This is a genomic window from Proteus terrae (assembly GCF_003144325.1).
Taxonomy (GTDB): Bacteria; Pseudomonadota; Gammaproteobacteria; order Enterobacterales; family Enterobacteriaceae; genus Proteus; species Proteus terrae.
In genome coordinates, this window is the sequence record NZ_PENS01000005.1 from 179047 (window position 1) to 201708 (window position 22662).

The 22662-nt window shown below is 36.3% G+C and carries 19 protein-coding genes; 10 read left to right on the top strand and 9 right to left on the bottom strand.

What is annotated here, in order from left to right; translation table 11 throughout:
• The first annotated feature begins 414 nt into the window (after window positions 1-414).
• The gene (locus tag DK857_RS05635; RefSeq protein WP_109401753.1) at window positions 415-1644 is read left to right on the top strand and encodes a sugar transporter; all 1230 of its coding nucleotides are present in this window, start codon (window positions 415-417) and stop codon (window positions 1642-1644) included.
• Window positions 1645-1708: 64 nt separating this feature from the next.
• Here DK857_RS05635 and DK857_RS05640 read toward each other — a convergent pair whose 3' ends face one another.
• Both DK857_RS05640 and DK857_RS05645 read right to left on the bottom strand, forming a co-directional pair.
• Window positions 1709-3748, bottom strand: coding sequence for a DUF262 domain-containing protein (locus DK857_RS05640; RefSeq protein WP_109401754.1), 2040 nt, complete (start codon window positions 3746-3748; stop codon window positions 1709-1711).
• The gene (locus tag DK857_RS05645; RefSeq protein ID WP_109401794.1) at window positions 3745-5157 is read right to left on the bottom strand and encodes a DUF262 domain-containing protein; all 1413 of its coding nucleotides are present in this window, start codon (window positions 5155-5157) and stop codon (window positions 3745-3747) included. The genes DK857_RS05640 and DK857_RS05645 overlap by 4 nt, the downstream gene beginning before the upstream one ends.
• A gap of 242 nt (window positions 5158-5399) precedes the next feature.
• Here DK857_RS05645 and DK857_RS05650 point away from each other — a divergent pair, with 242 nt between their 5' ends.
• Together DK857_RS05650 and DK857_RS05655 are read left to right on the top strand one after the other, a co-directional pair.
• A complete protein-coding gene (locus DK857_RS05650) occupies window positions 5400-5732 on the top strand; it encodes an SMR family transporter (protein ID WP_109393934.1) in 333 nt (110 codons plus the stop codon).
• A gap of 33 nt (window positions 5733-5765) precedes the next feature.
• Complete coding sequence (locus tag DK857_RS05655; protein ID WP_109393933.1) at window positions 5766-6074, top strand: putative hemolysin; 309 nt, start codon at window positions 5766-5768, stop codon at window positions 6072-6074.
• Between the two features lie 84 nt (window positions 6075-6158).
• Here the strand turns inward: DK857_RS05655 and dsbB are convergent, their stop codons facing one another.
• Window positions 6159-6683: a disulfide bond formation protein DsbB gene (dsbB, locus tag DK857_RS05660; protein ID WP_109393932.1), complete on the bottom strand. Its 525-nt coding sequence runs from the start codon at window positions 6681-6683 to the stop codon at window positions 6159-6161.
• Window positions 6684-6861: 178 nt separating this feature from the next.
• Window positions 6862-8406 carry a sodium/proton antiporter NhaB gene (nhaB, locus tag DK857_RS05665; protein ID WP_109393931.1) on the bottom strand — a complete coding sequence of 515 codons (1545 nt, stop codon included), beginning with the start codon at window positions 8404-8406 and terminating at the stop codon, window positions 6862-6864.
• A gap of 233 nt (window positions 8407-8639) precedes the next feature.
• Here nhaB and fadR point away from each other — a divergent pair, with 233 nt between their 5' ends.
• The 5 genes from fadR to DK857_RS05690 all read left to right on the top strand — a co-directional run bounded on the left by fadR (window position 8640) and on the right by DK857_RS05690 (window position 15465).
• Complete coding sequence (gene fadR, locus DK857_RS05670) at window positions 8640-9359, top strand: fatty acid metabolism transcriptional regulator FadR (RefSeq protein ID WP_109393930.1); 720 nt, start codon at window positions 8640-8642, stop codon at window positions 9357-9359.
• 476 nt (window positions 9360-9835) lie between these two features.
• Window positions 9836-11140: a D-amino acid dehydrogenase gene (locus DK857_RS05675; RefSeq protein ID WP_109393929.1), complete on the top strand. Its 1305-nt coding sequence runs from the start codon at window positions 9836-9838 to the stop codon at window positions 11138-11140.
• Between the two features lie 13 nt (window positions 11141-11153).
• On the top strand, window positions 11154-12266 hold the full coding sequence (alr, locus tag DK857_RS05680) for an alanine racemase (RefSeq protein ID WP_109401755.1): 1113 nt from the start codon (window positions 11154-11156) through the stop codon (window positions 12264-12266).
• 49 nt (window positions 12267-12315) lie between these two features.
• Window positions 12316-14619: a carbamoyltransferase HypF gene (hypF, locus tag DK857_RS05685; protein ID WP_109401756.1), complete on the top strand. Its 2304-nt coding sequence runs from the start codon at window positions 12316-12318 to the stop codon at window positions 14617-14619.
• A gap of 93 nt (window positions 14620-14712) precedes the next feature.
• Window positions 14713-15465: a MipA/OmpV family protein gene (locus DK857_RS05690; RefSeq protein WP_109401757.1), complete on the top strand. Its 753-nt coding sequence runs from the start codon at window positions 14713-14715 to the stop codon at window positions 15463-15465.
• 99 nt (window positions 15466-15564) lie between these two features.
• On the opposite strand, the gene DK857_RS05695 is transcribed toward DK857_RS05690, so the two are convergent.
• Complete coding sequence (locus DK857_RS05695) at window positions 15565-16449, bottom strand: D-hexose-6-phosphate mutarotase (RefSeq protein WP_075673880.1); 885 nt, start codon at window positions 16447-16449, stop codon at window positions 15565-15567.
• 114 nt (window positions 16450-16563) lie between these two features.
• Window positions 16564-17559, bottom strand: a complete 996-nt coding sequence (gapA, locus tag DK857_RS05700; protein WP_023581959.1) for a glyceraldehyde-3-phosphate dehydrogenase — start codon at window positions 17557-17559, stop codon at window positions 16564-16566.
• Between the two features lie 343 nt (window positions 17560-17902).
• Here gapA and msrB point away from each other — a divergent pair, with 343 nt between their 5' ends.
• Together msrB and DK857_RS05715 are read left to right on the top strand one after the other, a co-directional pair.
• Window positions 17903-18340, top strand: coding sequence for a peptide-methionine (R)-S-oxide reductase MsrB (gene msrB, locus DK857_RS05710; protein WP_109393925.1), 438 nt, complete (start codon window positions 17903-17905; stop codon window positions 18338-18340).
• Window positions 18341-18421: 81 nt separating this feature from the next.
• Complete coding sequence (locus DK857_RS05715) at window positions 18422-18703, top strand: YeaC family protein (protein WP_109393924.1); 282 nt, start codon at window positions 18422-18424, stop codon at window positions 18701-18703.
• 108 nt (window positions 18704-18811) lie between these two features.
• Here DK857_RS05715 and pncA read toward each other — a convergent pair whose 3' ends face one another.
• From pncA to sppA, 3 genes are all read right to left on the bottom strand, one after another.
• On the bottom strand, window positions 18812-19456 hold the full coding sequence (pncA, locus tag DK857_RS05720; protein ID WP_109401758.1) for a bifunctional nicotinamidase/pyrazinamidase: 645 nt from the start codon (window positions 19454-19456) through the stop codon (window positions 18812-18814).
• Window positions 19457-19478: 22 nt separating this feature from the next.
• A complete protein-coding gene (ansA, locus tag DK857_RS05725; protein WP_109401759.1) occupies window positions 19479-20501 on the bottom strand; it encodes an asparaginase in 1023 nt (340 codons plus the stop codon).
• Window positions 20502-20745: 244 nt separating this feature from the next.
• Window positions 20746-22602: a signal peptide peptidase SppA gene (gene sppA, locus DK857_RS05730; RefSeq protein WP_109393921.1), complete on the bottom strand. Its 1857-nt coding sequence runs from the start codon at window positions 22600-22602 to the stop codon at window positions 20746-20748.
• Window positions 22603-22662: the final 60 nt, after the last annotated feature.

A 22662-nucleotide genomic window follows, 5' to 3' on the forward strand; every position in this document is an offset into this window, starting at 1 on the left:
GATTATTTCTGACTATTAAATTAATATCTCTTAACTTAATTCAATGAATATGCGATATATTTTTCTTGAAAAGAGCATATTTTTACTCTTCAACCTAAAATAGTGATAGGTCATTTATATCTATAATCTCTCTATTAGAAGATTATGTTAACGTTAAAAAGAAGTTGCGGAGGGGATTCAAAATCATGATATGAGATGCTAAAATTGATAGCTGATTCGCTTTAGCAATGAGATTTAGTGATGATTTGGTTTATTTTTTGTTTCTAATAAAATGCATTTTTATCTTTATGTTATTTTTTTATTTTCAATATAATAAATCCATTTTAACTCAAGTAAGAAAAGTAAATCAGACAAAAGCTTCTGTAAAAAGCATGGCATATATATCAATATAATTTAAGAAAACATCGATTAATTATGAATATAGCAGCATCAAATGTAACTGAAGTTAGCCGTCAAACAGCGTGGATCAGAGTAATAATATTATCATTTGCAGCTTTCGTTTTTAATACAACAGAATTTGTTCCGGTTGCACTGTTAAGTGATATTTCTGAAAGCTTCGGCATGGTTCCAGCTCAAACAGGTTTAATGATCACAATATATGCTTGGGTTGTTGCTTTAATGTCTTTGCCTTTAATGATAATGACAAGCAAAATTGAGCGACGTAAGCTACTTATTATTTTATTTATTCTCTTTATTTTAAGTCATATTTTATCTGGTATAGCATGGGACTTTAAATCGTTGATAGCAGGGCGTATAGGTGTTGCGTTTTCTCATGCCGTATTCTGGTCTATTACTGCATCACTGGCTATTAGAGTCGCGCCTGCGGGTAAACGAGCTCAAGCATTAGGTTTATTAGCGACAGGAACTGCATTAGCAACTGTACTTGGTTTGCCTTTAGGTCGCGTTGTTGGACAATGGTTAGGATGGCGTGCAACATTTATGGGAATTGGTGTTTTAGCTTTAATTACCATGTTTGCATTAATGCGCTATTTACCTTTATTACCAAGTGAGCATTCGGGATCATTAAAAAGTGTGCCCGTGTTATTAAAACGTGGACCATTAATGGGTATTTTTCTGTTAACCGTAATCGCGGTTACTGCACACTTTACCGCTTATAGTTATATAGAGCCTTTTGTTGTTGATATTGCCAATTTAGATCAAAACTTTGCCACCTTGGTTTTACTTATTTTTGGTGGTGCAGGTATTGTGGGAAGTATTTTATTTAGTCGTTATAGTACCAAAATGCCAACATCACTCTTGTTCTTTGCCTTAATTTTGCTGACATTCTGTTTAAGCTTATTAATGATGAGTAGCCAAAGTTTAATGACATTTATTGCACTGATTATATTTTGGGGCATCGGCTTTATGTGCATTTGTCTTGGAATGCAAGTCAAAGTGATTGATTTAGCCCCTGATGCAACAGATATCGCCATGTCCATTTACTCGGGTATTTTTAATATTGGTATCGGTGCTGGAGCACTGATTGGTAATCAAGTTATCTTACATGCCGGCATGACAAACATCGGCTATGCAGGAACAATATTAAGTGTTATCGCTGTGGTTTGGTGTGGTTTTATCTTTAATCGCTATCGTGTTTCCATGGGCGGAAAGCCTCGTCAAAAAAATCAGCTTCATCAACACTAAATAAGTATTTCCACGATATAAAGGCATCTATTCAATATGAAAGATGCCTTTTTTATTAATAAATTTATATATCTAGCGATGAGATTAGTGTGGATTTCATTTCGTTATAGTGTGAGTCTAAGCTATCATAATTCCAAACTTTTTCTTTCATCATTAAGTATTGTTTAATACTGTCAATATCATTGTTATGATAATAACTTTGTTTTGCTTCAAACATGAGATTACTTAATCGTGAGTTTTTACTATGACTAATTAAACATAAGTTGCCGAAACTATTTAGCTTATTTGTTTCCCATTTTTCATACCCATTCATAGGGGTTTGTGGGTAATAGTGTTCAACAGAACTTCGAAATGTAAATTCAAATTTTTTTATGGCGTCATCGCTACTATAATATTTTTTCCATAATAGATAATCTAAGTAATTGAATATAAGATTATGTGCTATTTTTCCATAAGATAAGCAGTTTTCTAGATGTTCGATTTCTTTATTGGGCAAGTTTTCACATAAGTTGCTGAAATATTTTTTATTCTTATCAATGTTCTTTTCTATTTCACTTTCAGAAGAATAAATTATTTTTTGATAAGAGAGAGTGCTAGGTACTAACCAAAGATCAAAAACGAATCTATTTGTCATCTTTTCTAAATAAGTTAAATAGAGCTCTCCTTGTACCTTATGGGTATTATAAAGCCAATTTAATGCACCATTGAGCCAATATTTATATGCTTGTGTAGGGGTCGACACATGAAGTGCAGAAAGTATCATTATAAGTGAATGCTGGGTCATATCATTGTGATCTTCTTTACCATGAGTATTAGCATAATAATGCGTTTTGCTAGTACTTTTACGATAAGTTTTTAAACTCCAGCTATCTTTATTTTCAATATATTCTCGTTTAATAATCCATTGGTCAAAAAGATATTTACATTTTAATAATGACCAAATAAAATTTCTTACATTATTGATGATATTTTCATCACTTGAATTTATTTCCGAGGGTTTCAAAAGAAATTGATCAAAAAAATCTAAAAGTCGTTTATCATCTAATGCAACTTTTTCATCTTTAGTGACAATATTAAGAACATGGATTAGAAAGTTCGGAAATGAAATAACTGAATGGAAACGTTCAGAGCCTTCACTATTAGGAGAGTTTTGTTTATTTTCTTTGATAAAAGGTAATTGGATTAATTCAGTTAAATTGAATTTTTTTGATGTGTTATCATTAGTATCGATTTTTTCATTATTCTCATTATCAGTCGATGCATTTTCTAAAGATTGAATAAATGAATTTATATCTGATGGTAATAAATTATCCCAATTTTCACCGAATATATGTTGGCGTTGCGTAGAGTCAAAACCAGATTGAATGTAACTATTCATATCAGCACAAGCATTCCAAACTAGATCTAATGCTAATTTACTATATTTTTTATCTTTTTCATTTTTTATTCTATCAAGGATACTTAATAACTTAGCTTTCAAAATTTCATGTTTTTCTAATTGTTCTCCTCGATTATTCATCACTTCAAAATAGTGATTTAAATCAGTTTGTGCAGGCACTTCAACCCGAAGAATTTGTACTTTGTTGATGAGGTAATCAGTAAATTTTTCTAAACTTACACTCCGCTCGTTAAGGATTTTAATAAGAGAATCATTAATTATTTTATAACCATTTACAATAGCATTATTGATAGGAAAAATATTTCCTGCCTTTAAATCGTCACTATTTTTCTTTAAATTAAAAAGGCTATTAATGGTGTTTTTTGAACTCTCTCGACACTCAAATTCAATATTAGGTGAAAAGTAAAAGCCTTTGTTTTTTAATTCTTTTTGTATCCAAATCATTAATAGTGATAATGTCGTTAAACGTTGTTGACCATCAATAACTTCATAGATTTCTTTTTTATTATGTTGTTCATGCTTAAAAACAACAAGAGTACCAATATGATAATAATTAGCATTTTTATGTTGTAGGTAATCTAATATATCATTGATTAATTGTGATATTTCGCCTTTTTCCCAAGAGTAATTACGCTGATACATAGGGATCATGTAATGAGCATGTTGGAGTAGATCTTTAACAGAAAGAGAAATAGGTTGGCTCACGACATATACCTCATTTTCTTAAATAACGCTTCAATAGAATTTGTCTTACTAGAATAATTTTTTTCTACAATAGGTAAGTAAAATTGTAAAAAATCTGTGGGCTCAATTGAGTTTCTCAATAATTTAAAAAGATTTTTTTTTAGTACATAATTATCCATACTGGCTAATGGTAATACTTGATAATTTAAGCGTAAGCTGTAAGCCCATATAAAGATCTTTTCAATGGCCTCAGAAATTTGTTCAATACCGAATTTGTCATAATAGTAGAGTAGTAGGCAATTAAACATCGTTCGAACATAACTATCACCAATACGATGTCTTGCATTATAAGTGTTAATCGTGGTTAAAATATTTTTAGCATTTTCTGTAAGATGCACCTTATCCATAACTGAAGTGCTTTTTAAATGAGGTAATAGCATTTGATAATAGCTAATCATTTCAAAAAAACGACGACCATTAATAATTTTTTGTTCAAGTTGAAATGGATACATCATCGATTGGTGATCAATTTTTCTTGTGTAGTGAGCATTATAATCATCAACAACATGATGTATCATTTGAAGAGCTTTAACACAAGGATAAGAATGGCTTTTTTCTAGATTAACACCTTTAAATAAGCCTATATCGTTTTTAGTAAACTCACGAGCAGATTCCCCATTTATCCATTTTTTTATTCGATAAAGATATTCTCCAAATAAGTTACTTAATGTTTCACTATTACTATTTTCCCATAAATGTACGGTATGTTCTTTTAACACACTATCCTCAGTATTAAATTCACGTAAATGAAATGCCTTTAGAAGATCATGAGGAACAAGATCTCGTCCTCGAGCATTTTGTGAATCAAAGAATTGGAACGCTTCTGAGATATTATCAATAGTTACTTGAACTAATTCACAATTATTCAATAAAAAAACAATTTGTTCTTTACCAAATGTGGGACGATTAATATGTTGACAAATAAGTTGGTAGTTAATCTGAATATTGTATTGAGAAATCTTATTATCAAAAATAGGATTAAAAATAACTTTATCTAATTCTAAAAGTTGTTTTTTTAGTTTTTTATCGATTTCATTGTTGTCATTGAATAAATTGGTCTCTAATCGTTCGTAGATAAATGCTTTAATTATCAGTATTAAAGTAATAATTCTTTGCTGTCCATCGACAATATCGTCTATTATTTTTTCATTTAAGCAATGTCGATGAATTACTAATGTACCAATTCGCCAAGCCTCCTTATCTTGATGATGAAATAAATCAATAAAAAATTGTTCAACATGCTGTGTTGTCCATTTATAGGGGCGCTGGTAATCAGGGATGGAGAGATGGGGATTGAGTAAGATGTTCTGTATTTTTGTAATCTCAGGCTTTATTTTAAATACATTATTAGAAGATGTTTGTAAATTCATGGTTTTTAATTTAGATAAAAATATTTTTATAAGATGAAAATTTAAATTATACAATAATTATAAATTGTACCTAATTTAGATAGATGAGGGTATAGAAATCATTCAAAATAAGTCATTGTACTTAGTGCTAAATCTAAATAATCCTCAAATAAGCGCATTGAGTCTTAGATTGCATGAACTGTTTGAGGATAGCTTGTGATAGAATTCACAAAATTGACTTTGTATAGGATTAAGACGAAAAAATGAATGGATTAACTTACCTAATATTGGCAATTATATCGGAAGTGATTGCGACAACAATGCTAAAAGCTTCTGATGGTTTTAGCCGATTATATCCATCTATTGTGGTCGTCATTGGTTACTGTCTTTCTTTTTGGGCACTTTCTCAAGTGGTAAGAGTTATGCCATTAGGTATTGCTTATGCAATATGGAGTGGGTTAGGGATAGTTTTAGTTTCTGTTGCGGCGGTGTTTCTCTATCAACAAAAACTTGATTTACCTGCCATTGTTGGTATGACTTTAATTATTGCTGGTGTTTTAGTTATAAATCTACTTTCAAAAAGTGCTTCACACTAATAGGAATAACTGGAAGAAATTAAGGTGTCTTTGATGCAAAAGAAATTTAAAACGGCTTGTTATCTGTTTATGTTAACTAGCTTTGCTTTTATTGCAGGATGCAGTAATTCAGCGCAGACACAATCTTCATCTACACAAGTGGTTAGTAAAAGTCGAACAATACCGACAACCAGCCTTGATATTCCCTTAGATGAATCAGCCAAGGCAACTTGTGTCTTTTCAGGTGGCGTGCCTTCTTTAAACTATGAATTACATGGTGGTCAGACACCTGTGTGTCAATTTGCTAATGGTAAGCGTTGTAGTGAACAAGCTTTAATTGATGGGGTTTGTATTCCTGGTTAAAGCTTATTTTGGGTTGAATGTTTAATCATCAATTTTCTATTATTAAAATAGCCCTTAGTTTATCGCTAAGGGCTATTTTCTTTTTTATTCTTTTGTTTTAAAAGAACTTGTTATTTGGCTCATTAATACTAATAAACCTACAACAAAATAAGCTGAGAAAATAATAAGCATCCATTGTGGCATTTCTAAAGTTAAGAATTGCCATTGGCTGACAGAGCAATCACCAGTTGCTTGGAATACAGAAGGGAACCAATCTTGCAGAGCAAACCAAGAGGGTAAAGTGACAAAAAAGTCACAGGTTGCAAAAGGTGATGGATTCAGAATAAGTTGTGTATGCTCCCAAGAAAGTTCAATTCCTCGGTATGCAGAATAAATCCATAAGAAACCACCTGCCATTCGCATAAGTGCCATTTTAGGTGCAGTCGCCCCAATCAATGCGGCAACTAATATTCCCAACACCGCGATACGTTGATAGACGCACATTACACAAGGCATTAATTCCATTCCGTACTGAAAATACAATGCAGCGCCTTCAAGACCTATTGCTGTTAATGCAAGCAACAGCCATGAAAAACGGCTTTGTGACCAGTGACGAAGAGAAGTCAGCATAATAATATCCATTTAAATATTAAATAAAATAAGTGTATATTCTGCCCAAAAATCAAGCACAAAAAAAGTTGAAACCTGTTATTTCACAAATATTTACATTCAAGCTTCTTTTAAAGAAGAAAATAGGACTTTCATCAAATAAAAGTCCTATTAATGTGGTGTAACTGTGGATCTATTGTTATGGAATAGCAACTAAACCAATTTCATAGAACCAATGTGTTGCAGGAACAAGCCAAAACTCAACAGCCAGTAAACCAAGTAATGTCATTACAATCGTGTATGGCAGTGCCATTATTACCATTCGGCCATATGATAAACGGATGAGCGGTGATAGTGCTGATGTTAATAAGAACAGGAATGCAGCTTGACCATTTGGGGTCGCAACAGAAGGTAAGTTTGTACCTGTATTAATAGCAACACCAATATGTTCATATTGTGATTGGCTAATTAATCCATCTTGCAATGCGGTTAAAGCTTCACTGATATAAACCGTACCTACAAACACGTTATCAGAAATAGCAGATAGTAGACCATTAAAGAGGTAAAAAAGGGATAGTTGTGAGGATTCTGAAGCTTGAAGAACAAACTGAATAATAGGGCCAAATAACTGTTGGTCAATAATAACGGCAACGATAGAGAAGAATACGGTCAATAATGCAGTAAAAGGTAAGGCTTCTTCAAATGCTTTACCAAGAGCATGTTCTTCTGTGATCCCACAAAATGCAGTGGCAAGAATAATAACAGATAAACCGATAATACCGACTTCTGCTAAATGGAGCGCTAAAGCAACAATCAACCAAATACCAATTAATGCTTGGATCATTAGTTGAGCTTTTTCTTGAGATGTACGTTTTTCACTGTTTTTTCTGTCGTATTCAGTTAGAACTTTACGAACTAAATCAGGCAATTCAGCGCCATAACCAAAGAGCTTAAAGCGTTCTACTAAGTAGCACACTGCAAGACCAGCAAAGAAAACAGGAATAGTGACAGGTGACATTCTGATGAAGAAGGTCACAAAATCCCATTCTAAATGTTTTGCAATAATCAGGTTTTGTGGTTCACCTACCATGGTCATTACGCCACCTAACGCAGTACCGATACCGGCATGCATCATTAAGCTACGTAAAAAGGCACGGAATTGTTCTAAAGTTTGTTTTTTTTCTGCGGTATCAATAAATCTATCATTACTTAATTCTGCACCTGATTGATTAGAGGCAAAATTATGATAAATAGAGTAGAAACCGAGAGAGACACTGATTACAACCGCGATTACAGTTAAAGCATCTAAAAAGGCAGATAAAAAGGCACTTGCAAAGCAAAAGGCAATAGATAACATTCGTTTAGAACGAATGGATAACAGCAGTTTAGTAAAAGCAAACAGCAATAATTGCTTCATAAAATAGATACCTGCAACCATAAAGACAAGAAGCAAAATCACTTCAAGGTTGTTGGCAATTTCATGACCAATCTGTTTTGGGCTAGTCATACCAATGATGACAGCCTCAATGGCAAGTAATCCTCCGGGTTGTAATGGGTAACACTTTAGCGCCATAGCTAGTGTAAAAATAAATTCTACAACTAATAGCCAACCGGCGACAAAAGGGTCAACAAAGAAAAAAATCAGTGGGTTGATAATTAAAAAAATAAGAATAGCAAGCTTATACCAATCTGGGGAATTTCCCATAAAGTTCTTTAGTAGTGCTTGTCTTATACTCATATCCATTAGGTTTCTCATCCTCCAAATAGAGATTTTAAGCGCAATGATACGCAATTGAACCATAGTACGCGCTAATCGCTGTGAAATTAAGCGCATTAGTAATAATAAATTGATAAAACTACATCAAGTTTTATGATGCCATTCACTATTTAATGATGGTTGAGCTATATCAAAATTACGCATTCTGATATTATCTTTTTCATTATTAGCAGAAAAATCGCTTCGGAAGAAATAAAAATATGGTTATTAAGGCTCAAAGCCCCGCAGGTTTTGCGGAAGAGTATATTGTTGAAAGCATCTGGAATAATCGTTTTCCTCCTGGATCTATTCTTCCAGCGGAACGTGAGCTCTCTGAATTAATTGGTGTTACAAGAACCACATTAAGAGAAGTGTTACAACGCCTTGCTCGTGATGGTTGGTTAACTATTCAACACGGAAAGCCAACGAAGGTAAACAATTTCTGGGAAACATCTGGCCTTAATATCCTTGAAACAGTTGCTCGTCTTGATCATGATCGAGTACCACAGTTAATAGATAATTTATTGGCTGTCAGAACCAATATTTCAGCTATTTTTATACGGACAGCATTTAGAAATAGCCCTGAAAAATGTATTGAAGTTTTAAACCATGAGCTTACCACTGAAAATAGCGCTGATGAGTTTAGTGAACTGGATTACAACATTTTCCGTGGATTAGCGTTTGCGTCAGGTAATCCAATTTATGGTCTTATCTTAAATGGTTTAAAAGGGCTTTATACGCGCGTAGGCCGTTATTATTTCTCAAATATTCAAGCCAAAGAACTCGCGTTAGCATTCTATAAAAAACTGGCTACATTATGTGAGCAAAAAGATGTCGAGCATGTCATGGAATGCGTTCGCCAATATGGTAAAGACAGTGGTATTATCTGGCAAAGTTTACAGTCACCACTACCTAGTGATCTAGAAGAAGTAAAACGCTAATTACGATTGTTGCTTTATCACAATAGAAAAAACCAGTATTCATATAATTTGTGATACTGGTTTTTTTATGCTTTTAAAAAGCGAAAAAGTGTCATTTTTTAGGCAATGCTTTAAATAGGTTATTTTTAGTAAAAAGAGTAACCAAAGTGAGTTAATTAAAGATTTATCATCTTAAATTAAGTCTATTATTGGGTTTTAATAAAATCTCAATTTTATCTTCTTACATCTTAAACTCTTTTCAATTTTAAATAATTTACTAATCAATATTATTATAATTTATGGTGATAATTATATCTTGTTGATTTCATGCGTTAATTCAATAATTATTTTTGAAAATTACTTGTCGAATAGCAATCAAATGTGACTCAACTCTAAAATTTGCTTTTTTATTGGTCTAGATGATTATTCTATATTGGCTTTTTGTGTATGGAATATTATTCTTATGTTATATCAATGTAAATTATTGGAGTCTTGCCATGAAAGTGATCATCTTAGGTGGCGGCGTTATTGGTGTAACAAGTGCGTGGTATCTTGTGCAACAAGGCCATGAAGTCGTTGTTGTTGATAGACAAAGCAGTGCAGCAGAAGAGACTAGTGCAGGTAATGCAGGCCAGATATCTCCAGGGTATGCAACGCCTTGGGGAGCACCAGGTATTCCATTAAAAGCAGTTAAATGGATGTTCCAAAAGCACGCACCATTAGCAATTAAACCTGATGGCTCACTTTTCCAGTTACGTTGGATGTGGCAAATGTTACGTAATTGTGATGCGTCACATTACACCATGAATAAAAGTCGTATGGTGCGTATTGCTGAATATAGCCGTGATTGTATTCGCCAGTTACGCCAAGATACTGGTATTGAATATGAAGGGCGTCAAGGTGGCACTCTGCAACTTTTTCGCGATCAAAAGCAATTTGATAATGCAGCCAATGATATTGCTGTATTAAAGCAAGAGGGTGTTGCTTATGAATTGTTAACTGCGGATCAATTAAAATTAGCAGAGCCAGCTCTTGAGCATGTTAGTCACAAATTGACAGGTGGTTTACGTTTACCGAATGATGAAACGGGTGATTGCCAAACTTTTACGAAAAAACTCGCTAAAATGGCAGAGGATGCCGGTGTTACGTTCCTATTTAACAAAGAAATCAAACATTTGTTATTTGATGGTGATAAAGTAGCGGGTGTTCAATGCCATGATGGATTATTAACAGCCGATCACTATGTTGTTGCCATGGGCTCTTACTCAACAGAGTTTTTGAAAAACAAAGTCGCCATTCCAGTTTATCCTCTTAAAGGTTATTCACTTACGATGCCGATTATTGATGCATCAAGAGCACCAACATCCACTATTTTAGATGAAACCTATAAAATTGCAGTAACACGTTTTGATGAACGAATTCGTGTCGGTGGAATGGCGGAGGTCGTTGGTTTTAATCTGGACATTTTAAAATCGCGCTGTGAAACATTAAAAATGGTTGTACAAGATCTCTATCAAGGTGGCGGTGATATTGAAAAAGCCACATTTTGGACGGGTTTAAGACCTATGACGCCTGATGGTACGCCTATTGTAGGGCCTACGGCTTATCGTAATTTATCTTTAAATACAGGGCACGGCACATTAGGTTGGACAATGGCATGCGGCTCTGGCCAATTATTGGCTGATTTAATTTCAGGAAACAAACCTGCTATTGCTGCTGATGATTTATCTGTGTTTCGGTATATCGATGGCTTTAATACTAAATTGCTCTTACCGGGGCAAAAACTTGATGCAGCTTATTAATTGAGGAAAAACCATGTCCAGACCCACAAAAGTAACCATTAACCTCGATGCATTAAGCCATAATCTGTCTGTTATTAAAGAGAGAGTCAAGGGCAGCAAAGTGTGGTCTGTTGTGAAAGCAGATGCTTATGGACATGGATTATCCTGTGTTTGGCCTGCATTAAGTCATACCGATGGCTTTGCATTAATTGAGCTAGACAAAGCTGTCATGCTAAGAGAGCAGGGGTGGGTAGGGCCTATCCTTTTGCTGGAAGGTTTTTTTAAGCCAGAAGATGTTTATTTATTAGAACGTTATTCCTTAACGACAACAATTCATTCTGATTGGCAATTTGATGCTATAGAAAATGCACAATTAGAAAGGCCCATTAATATCTATCTTAAGCTTAACAGTGGAATGAATCGGCTAGGCTACCGACCTGACACTTATAAGCAAGCAATTGCTCGTGCAAAAAGTATCAAAAATATTGGTTCTATTATTCAAATGTCGCATTTTGCTAATGCAGATACGGGATTGAATATGGATGTACAAAAGGCCGCTATTAATCAGGCAATGGTAAATGAATTACCTCGGTGTTTGGCAAATTCAGCCGCAACACTGTTTGATCCTGAAACTTATCAAGATTGGGTGCGCCCGGGCATTATTTTATATGGTGTTTCGCCTTCAGGTGTTTGGCAAGATATTGCTGATTTCGATTTACAACCCGTAATGACATTTAATAGTGAGATATTAGCTATTCAACAAGTCAAAAAAGGTGAGCAAATAGGCTATGGTAGCCGATATACTGCTGAGCGTGATATGCGGATCGCTGTTGTTGCCTGTGGTTATGCTGATGGTTATCCAAGACATGCGCCAGACGGTACACCCGTTATTGTTAATGGGCATAAAACACAATTGGTCGGGCGTATTTCTATGGATATGCTAACCGTTGATGTAACGGATTTTCCTGATGTGAGTTACGGTAGTCCGGTTGAATTATGGGGAGAGCAATTGCCTGTTGATGATGTCGCAACGGCATGTGGCACTATTGGTTACGAATTATTGTGTGCAATTGCACCAAGAGTGACTGTTGAAGTGATGATAAATCTACCTAATTCCACTTTTTCTGATCTAAATGAAAGTTGTTGATAATCACTAAACTAGAATAAGCTTAAATTTATTTTGATTTGGTGATCCTATGAGTAACGGCATTGCATTGCGTGTGAAAGGAAAGGTTCAAGGCGTTGGATTTCGCCCATTTGTTTGGCAACTAGCCCATCGTTTTGGTTTATTAGGGCAAGTAAGTAATGATAGTTTAGGTGTATTGGTACATTTAACCCCTTCACCTAAAAATGCGCTCTTTATCGAAGCATTAAAAGCAGAATGCCCCCCACTAGCACGCATTGAACGAATAGAAGAATCGCCCTATCAATGGGAACAGCTACCCACAGACTTTATTATTGTAAAAAGTGGTGGTGGCGAAATGGATACACAAGTTGTTCCTGATGCAACAACTTGCCAAGCTTGTATTAATGAATTGTTTGATCCTCAAAATCGTCGTTATCATTATCCTTTTATCAACTGCACACATTGTGGCCCTCGTTTTACTATCATAAAAAAAATGCCTTACGATAGGCCTTTTACTTCAATGTCTGAGTTTCCATTCTGTCCTGAATGTAAACATGAATATGAAGATCCCGCAGATAGACGGTTTCATGCTCAGCCTAATGCATGTCCTGTCTGTGGACCCCATATCTGGCTTGAAGATAATCAGAGTAAAGAGCTAGCAACAAAAGAGCTCGCATTAACTCAAACTTGTGAAGCATTACTTGCTGGAAAGATTATTGCCGTTAAAGGTATTGGTGGTTTTCATTTAGTATGTGATGCACGCAATAATGAGAGTGTTGCATTATTACGAGAGCGCAAATATCGACCTGCGAAGCCTCTCGCTGTGATGCTCACAGGAATTGATCAAATTAAAGCAGATAAGCAAGAACCAGATTTTCTTTCAACTGCTATCCAAGCGTTGCAAAGCACTGCTGCCCCAATTGTATTAATCCCCAAAACAGTTGCACCTAAACTTGCGGAGCTTATTGCGCCAGGATTAACTGAAATTGGTGTTATGTTGCCAGCCAATCCATTGCAACATCTATTAGCGCGTGGCACAAATATTCCACTTGTTATGACATCAGGCAATACGTCAGGTCATACGCCGGCATTAAGTAACGAAGATGCCTTAATGCAATTGAAAGATATTGCAGATTTATTCTTAATGCACAATAGAGAGATCATACAAAGAGCTGATGATTCACTTGTTCGCATTGAGGGTAAAAAGAGTGTGATGATCAGACGATCTCGAGGTTATGTCCCAGATGCGATTTCATTACCTGAAGATTTTGGAGAACAACCCTCAGTACTCGCGATGGGGGGTGATCTCAAAAATGTATTTTGCCTATTACGCCAACATCAAGCCATTATGGGGCCTCATTTAGGGGATCTTGATGATTTAAGTGTGCGACAGCAGTTGATAAAATCGTTGGCTCTCTTTCAGCAAATTTATCGTTTTACGCCTAAAGCGATTGTGGTAGATGCACATCCTAACTACATTAGTCATCAACTGGGTAAACAATTTGCTCAAGAGCAAAATATTCCTCTTATTGAAGTTTTTCACCATCATGCGCATATTGTTTCTTGTCTAGCTGAACATGGTCATACACACCAACAAGGTGCTGTCATTGGTATTGCGCTTGATGGATTAGGCTTTGGACAAGATGGCACGTTATGGGGAGGGGAGTGTCTGCTGGTGGACTATCAAAAATCAGAGCGGATTGGTGGGCTTCCTGCTGTTGCGATGCCAGGAGGTAATCTTGCCTCTATTCAACCTTGGCGAAACTGGTTCGCACATTTAGCTACTTTTTCTGAAGATTGGCAAGGTAGTGTAATCGCCCAAATGGTGCCTAGCAATGATTTGCAGATATTAAGTAAGGCCGTAGAGCGTGGCTTAAATTCACCTAAAGCCTCTTCTTGTGGACGTTTTTTTGATGCGGTTTCAGCATCATTAGGATTAGCCCCTAAAGAGATAAGTTGGGAAGGTGAAGCGGCTTGCTATCTACAAACAGCAGCATTAGCGTGCCATCAAGAAAAACAGGCAGAAATAATTAAGCAATATGGGCATCTAATGCCGGTAAAAAATAGTGTGCTTGATTTGTCGGTTTTTTGGTCTCTTTGGGAAAGTGTAGCGCTGAATGTCAGTGAAAAAGCATGGTTATTTCATTATCTATTAGCTGAAGGTTTAGGCGATATTGCATTGCAATATGCAGATAAATACCAGATTGACACCATTGTACTGACGGGTGGTGTGTTAAATAATACATTACTCAAACATCTGTTTAAGAAAAAGTTAAACAATAAAAAAGTAATTGCCCCTATGATGTTACCAGCTGGAGACGGTGGTATTGCATTAGGGCAAGCGCTGATTGCTACACATTTAATGCATAACTAAAATGATATAGGTAAAATAATACCAGTTTTAGTTATTTGTGACTGAAATAGGTTTTTGGTTGCTACTTTATTAATGACAATATGGAAAATCATCGTGAGTAATAAGAAGATTATCATTTCTTTAGCCGTTATTGCAGGACTTAGCACACCAGCAGCATTTGCTGGAGAATGGTCAATTGGTGGTTCAGTCTTAGCACAAGTCACTCCTTATAAAGGGGCTAAATCAAAAGATTATTTATTACCAGTACCACAAGTTAACTACCAGTCAGAAAACTTTTATTTCGCAACGTTAGCTGCGGGATATTACCTGTGGAATACACCTAAAGATCAACTTTCTGTTGATTTGCACTATTATCCTCAGGCTTATAAACCAAGTGATAGTGACGATGAGCAAATGAAAAAACTGAATCGTCGTCGTGACACCATGATGGGTGGCTTTACTTATAAACACCATGAATCATGGGGTAGCTTAAGAGCGATTGTTTCTGGTGATATGCTGGGTAAAAGTAATGGTATTATTGCTGATGCTGCCTATTTATATCCTTTCGAATTAGGTAATTGGTCTTTCCAACCTGGTGCGGGTATTGTTTGGGAAAACAAAAAGCAAAATCGTTATGCGTATGGTATTACTCATGCAGAATCACAGCGTAGTGGTTTAGCTGAATACACACCAAATGATAGCTGGAGGCCTTATGTTGAACTCTCTGCTAACTATAAATTTGCCGAAAAATGGAATTTCTTTGCAATGGGCCGTGTTGACCATTTACCAAGTGAAGTGAAAGACAGCCCAATGGTGAATAAATCTGTTACTGCGATTGTGTGGACAGGTGTGACTTACACATTCTAATTAGCAGAAATTTGGTTAGAATTTAGTGAGATTAATGATGATAAAAAAGCTTCGATTTAAATTCGAAGCTTTTTTATTGTGTAAGATGCCAGCAATACTTTATTTTTCAGCAATATTCTTACGAACACGGACTACCAAAGATAAACGGCCGGGATGAACATTATCTGGTTTTAATGGCTGGTGGATACGTGCGGTTTCTACACAAGCCATTTTACGATAACCACCAGAACTCATATCTTTCATTGAACTTGCAAGCTCTGCGCCGGGGTTCCAACACACGACATCACTATGGTGATAATGATGAACTTCAATTGTGCGATCCCAACCATCATCATGAATGAGATTAAAATCATCAGGCTCCGTATAAAGCCTGTCAGTGCGTCCATTAAAGCGTAATGAGGTTTCATCAGTGTAAACCTCTTTATCTGCCACTGTGTCAATGTAGTGGCCTCCTAGGCCGGTTACAGAGACATTATCGATATCACTCACATTAAAATAAGAGTGAAGAGCAGCTGTCGCTTCATAATCACCATAAGATTCTAATTCAACCTCACAGGTTGCTCCTAATTTAAAACGAGCAATAACAGTAAAGGGATGAGGCCAATATTTTTGCGTTTGTTGACTCTCTTTTAATGTCATGGTGATGAGGACACCATCATCTTGTTCTGTATGAGCACTAAATTCCCAAGGAAGAATACGTGCAAATCCATGACTTGGTGTACCTGCTGAAGCAAACCAAGGCCAGCAAATAGGGATACCACCACGAATGGCTACACCTGGAGTGAAGAGAGAGGCTTCACTTACCCAAAATACAGGATGTTCTTGTGCAGGTTGCCAAGCAATTAAATGTGCGCCTTGAAGGCTGATAGCTGCGCGTACTTTAGGATGTGAAATAACAAGGATAGGAAGTTCGCCTAATTGCCGACGACTTAAGTAAGGTGATATCTGTTCAATAATCGGCAAAGAAAAAATTTTCTCATTCATTATCTTATGACCTTATGTCACTGACTATTTCAATACAATAAACTGACTGGCTAAAAAATAAAAGAGCCACCGAAAAGGTGGCTCTAAAAGAAATCGTGACTTTCTAAACTCTAATTATTTAGAGATATGAGAAATCAGATCCAGAACTTTGTTTGAATAACCAACTTCGTTATCGTACCAAGCAACTAATTTAACAAAGTTGTCATTCAGAGCGATACCTGCTTTAGCATCAAATACTGAAGTCAGAACTTCGCCGTTGAAGTCAGTTGAAACAACTGCATCTTCAGTGTAACCCAGAACGCCTTTCAGTTCGCCTTCAGCTGCAGCTTTGATAGCGTCACAGATTTGAGCGTAAGTTGCTGGTTTTTCCAGACGTGCAGTCAGGTCAACAACAGAAACGTTAGGAGTAGGAACACGGAAAGACATACCAGTCAGTTTGCCGTTCAGTTCAGGGATAACTTTACCTACAGCCTTAGCAGCACCAGTTGATGATGGGATGATGTTCTGAGAAGCACCACGACCACCACGCCAGTCTTTTGCAGATGGACCATCAACAGTACGTTGAGTTGCAGTTGTAGCGTGAACAGTAGTCATCAGACCTTCAACGATACCGAAGTTGTCGTTGATAACTTTAGCTAAAGGCGCTAAGCAGTTAGTAGTACAAGATGCGTTAGAAACGATATCTTGGCCTGCGTATGATTTATGGTTTACGCCCATTACGAACATTGGAGTGCTGTCTTTTGAAGGACCAGTCAGAACAACTTTTTTCGCGCCAGCTTGGATGTGTTTACGAGCAGTTTCGTCAGTTAAGAACAGACCAGTTGCTTCTGCAACAACGTCAGCACCGACTTCGTTCCATTTCAGATTTGCTGGATCTCTTTCTGAAGTTACGCGGATGGTTTTACCATTAACAACGAGGTGGCCATCTTTTACTTCAACAGTACCGTTGAAACGGCCATGAGTTGAATCGTATTTCAGCATGTATGCCATGTAGTCTGCGTCTAACAGATCGTTAATACCTACGATTTCGATATCTGAACGTTCTTGAGCAGCACGGAAAACGATGCGGCCGATACGACCAAAACCATTAATACCTACTTTGATAGTCATATGTATTCCACCAGCTTTAATTTAGTGAATTAAAAAGTTGCTTCTAAAGTTACCAAAACCGCGCCAATCGTCAAGCGGAATCGTGTCAATAATTGCAAAAAATCAATTAAAAAAACACTTTTCGCTTAAGGATTGGTCGTTTTAGCCAAATGTTACGCTGTGTATTATCGGGATCAACGCCGATAAATGAAGTTACCTTTGCTCCGTTATGTGAAATTCATCACATTTCAAAAACTAAAGATTACTCTTGATGATTTTAGACTATATTTTTCAGATTTGTTGTTAAATCTTTGTTATTATTCACTGTTGTTTTAAAAAGCATTTTTCTGGGCAAGAGGTCGATATGGCAGATAATGAAAAGAAAGTGAATATTTCAAGCAATAACAATCACCTTGATTTATCAACACTCAACGAAATGCAACGTTATGTGACGCAACAGCAAGGCACAGAACCTCCGTTTAGTGGTAAATTATTACACAATCGTCAAACAGGGATTTATCACTGTTTATGTTGTTCGGCTCCTTTGTTTTATTCAGAGACGAAATTTGATGCAGGGTGTGGTTGGCCTAGCTTTTACCAACCCGTTAGTGATAATGCAATTCGCTATATTGATGATTTTTCTCATAATATGAAAAGAACTGAAATACGTTGCCAGCAATGTGATGCACATTTAGGCCATGTTTTTAATGATGGCCCAGCCCCTACAGGGGAGCGTTATTGTGTTAATTCAGCATCTCTTTCATTTACGAATAGTGAAACAGGCGAAAAACAAGTCGGTTAATCCAGTTAAATTAACAAAATAACAACAATGGAAAAAACGATTCAGCCATTTCAAGAGATTATTTAGCTTATGGAGCAATCAATGGAAGTTAATGAACTTATTTCGATGGTAACCCCTGAAATTTACCAACGTATTTCAACCGCAGTTGAACTAGGTAAATGGCCTGATGGCGTTACATTGACTGATGAGCAAAAAGAACATTGCATGCAGATTGTTTTATTATGGCAGGCGAAAAATAACCATACACCTGAGCATATGACAGTGGGAACTAATGGGCAAATTACCATGAAGAGCAAACAAGAATTAAAAGCTCAGTTTCAATCTGAACGTTTAGCAACACTAACACCAATGGATGATGACTAAAACGTGTATTGAATGGATAGAATAGAGATAAAAAAGGGTTAATTATTAACCAGGTTGGTTGGAAATTAACCTTTTTTTTGTTTTATGAAGATGAAGAAAATAACGAACCTATTGATTGTTACGATTAAGCCAATGTGCTGAATCAATTAATACCGCACCTTTTGCCCGCATCTCTTCTAGTGCTTTTTCGCTATCATCATCTTGAATATTTACGCCGCGACAACCATCTGTAATCACCGTCACTTGATAACCTAACTGTAAAGCATCCAGTACCGTATATTTAACGCAATAATCCGTAGCAATTCCTAAAATATAAAGATGTTTTATATTCAGTGTTTGCAAAAGAGTATGTAAGCCCGTCTGATATTCATGGTCGTTATCAAAAAAGGCACTATAACTATCAATAAGGCGATTTTGCCCTTTGTAAATAATATGGTTTATTAGTGCTTGGTTTAATTCAGGGTGAAATGCAGCACCATAAGAATTTTGTACACAATGCACAGGCCACCATACTTGTGGTAATCCATTAAGCGTTCCAATTTCCCCTACAACAGTGTCTGAATTTTCAGCAAAGCTAAGATGATCGGCTGGGTGCCAATCTAAACTGGCAATAATGGGATTTTTAGATAGCTTAAAATCATGAATAAGTTGGTTGGCTGTTTGTATCACTATATCGCTTTCATTAACAGCTAATGCACCACCAGTACAAAAGTCGTTTTGTATATCAACCAATAACAGTGCGGAATTTTTCACCAATTTTACCTTTAGATTAAGCTTAGTTGTTATCGTCTAATGTCATTTCACCGCGAAGGTTTTGTTGCATTAGTCGGCAGATCTCAGTGTAATTATATTGTTGGCTAAGGAGATAATGCAGTTTAGTTAATGTTGCTTCAAATGTCATATCAAAGCCACTGATCACACCCACTTCCGCTAATGCTTGACCTGTTGCATAACCTTCCATATTCACTCGACCAGAAATACATTGCGTAAGGTTGATAACAACAATTCCACGCTCAGTTGCTTCACGTAGGGTTGAGAGTAGGGCAGGATGCGATGGCGCATTACCGACACCATAAGAGCGCAAAATTAAGGCTTTTACAGGTTGCATCAGGATATTTTTAACAACTTCATCTGAAAGACCTGGATAAATGGTGACAACGCCGATCGGCTGAGGTGTAATATTATGTGCAGTAAATTCCCCTTTCCCTTTTGGAAATGAGTTAATTTTAAATTGTTTAATATTAATACCCGCTTCTAACAGTGGGGCGCTATTTGGTGATGCAAAGGCGTTAAAACCATCTGCATGCGCTTTTACTGTGCGGTTTCCACGATACAGCGTATTATTAAAAAATAGCGCCACTTCATTAATTGGGTGATGTGCTGCGAGGTAAAGCGCATTTAATAGGTTTGTTTGCCCGTCAGAACGTAAGGCTTCTAAAGGAATTTGAGAGCCAGTAACGATAATTGGTTTGCTAAGATTCTCAAACATAAAAGAGAGTGCTGATGCGGTAAATGCCATGGTATCTGTACCATGAAGAATAACAAACCCATCATAGTTGTGATAATTTTCATTAATATCATCAGCAATGGATTGCCAATCTTCTGGTGTGATATTTGAAGAATCAATTAAAGGAAGGTGCTCTTTGATTGTGAAATCAGGCATCTCCTCACGGTGGAATTCTGGCATTTTAGCTAATTGGCGTTGTAAATGTCCTGATACAGGAATATAGCCATGTTCAGAATGTTGCATACCAATAGTACCGCCAGTATAAACAACGTAGATTGATTTCTTTTGCATCAGAAAAAGCACTCTTATTAAGCTGTGAGAAATACCTGATTATAGGGGGTTTGCAGAATAAAAAAAGGAAAGGATGCTAAAAAAAGAAAATAGAGACTGACTAATATCTACTTTAAATCATTGTGTTAAAAATAGTTTGAATATAGACGAACAAAAATCATTCATCAGAATATCATTCTATCAAAAGCCAGAAAAAAGAGAGAAATACACCTGCTCAGTGTGAACAGGTGTATCAGTGGAAAAACTATTGAATATCACCACAAGATAAACAATACGCATAGCGATTTAGCGGATCGTTCATATTGCGATAAAACTCTGTCTGTGTTTTAACTTCTTTTAAAACAGGCGCAGGAATATAAGCTTGTAACGGATCAGGAAGAAGTGCTTTTGCGTTAGACGACAAGCTCATTATGATCTGCTCTGACAGGCTTAGTTCTGGTTTCATCCAATCAATAACAGGTTGGTCAATTTTTGCCATTTTAGCAACGGCATCAATAGCATCATCAAAATCACCAAACTCATCGACTAAACCCACATTCTTTGCATCTATTCCTACCCACACTCGGCCTTGAGCAATGCGATCAATTTGAGCGGGTGTTTTTTTACGAGATTCTGCTACTAAATTAAGAAACGTTTTATAGCCACTTTCGATATTGAGCTGTAAAAGCTCTGCAAATTCTTCAGGTAGTTTATTTGTGACAGATAATCCGGCTAATGGTGATGTTGTGACACCATCAGTATAAACACCAATAGACTCTAAGCTATTTTCGAAAGTATTAATAACGCCAAAAATACCAATCGAGCCAGTTAATGTTGATGGGCTAGCAATAATCTTACTCGCAGGAGTTGAGATCCAATACCCACCTGATGCAGCTAAACCACCCATTGAAACAACCACATATTTTTTCTGTTGCTTAAAGGCAGCAACTTCACTACGTATTTGCTCTGATGCAGACACACTACCACCAGGGCTATTTACACGTAATACAAGTGCCTTAATATTTGGATCTAAACGTGCTTGACGAATTTGATTAGCAATGGTTGACCCTCCCGCAGAGCCCGGGATACTTTCACCATCAATAATGGCACCTTGAACAACGACTACGGCAATATTACCTTCATCACTTGCAGGTAATGATGAGGTTAGCGTATCGGCATAATCATAAATGCTGATATTGTTAAATTGCTGGTTCTCTTTATCCCACTGAAAGGTTTCTGTCATATCTGCTTCAAATTGAGCGTATGAGCTTACAGAATCCACTAATTTACGATTTAGTGCATAAGTTGCGTTATTCCCATCCGCATTACGTAGCTGTGCAATCATCTCTTTTGCGCCAGGGAAAACATCTTCTGTGGTAATGCTACGGTTTTCTGCAACTTGGGTTAAATATGTAGACCATAGTGCATTAACTAAACGTAATGACGCATCTCGAGATTCAGCAGACATGTCATTACGCATTAATGGCTCAACCGCAGATTTATACGTTCCGACACGGAAAATATGAGTACTAATTTTTAAGTTTTCTAACAGTGTTTTGTAATAGAGATTTTGAAAGCCATAACCATAAACACCCACAGCACCCTGAGGGGTGAGATAAATTTTATCTGCATAAGAGGCGAGATAATATTGTGGCTGACTGTAATAGCCACTCACTGCAAAAATCGGTTTACCTGTCTTTTTAAATTCATTAAGTGCTTTACCAATATAATTTAGCGAGGGCTGATCTGCGCCTGCAAATTCATCAAGTTTAAGCACCATACCTTTAATTTTCGGATCTTGAGAGGCTAGGCGTAGCGTATCGACAACTTCAAATAATGAATTTTCTTGAAGCTGGCTACTAGAAACACCTAAAAGCTCCCGTCCAACTTCTCCTAAAGGATTTTGGGTTGCAGTTTGGTCAACAATCACACCTTTCAGATCAACAAGAAGGGCACCTTCATAATCCACTGGTTTTTGTGCTTCTTTGCTAATTAAGAAAATACCAATGACCATAAAGAGAAGGAAAAAGAAAATAACGTTTAAGATTAATTTCCTGATAAAGTTAATGGCTTGCCAACTGAATTTTAATATTGCGCCGATTAACTCCATAATTTTATTCATATTATCTCCACATCATGTAAAGCTAAATTTTAATCCTAAACAGTCATGCTAGAATTATTA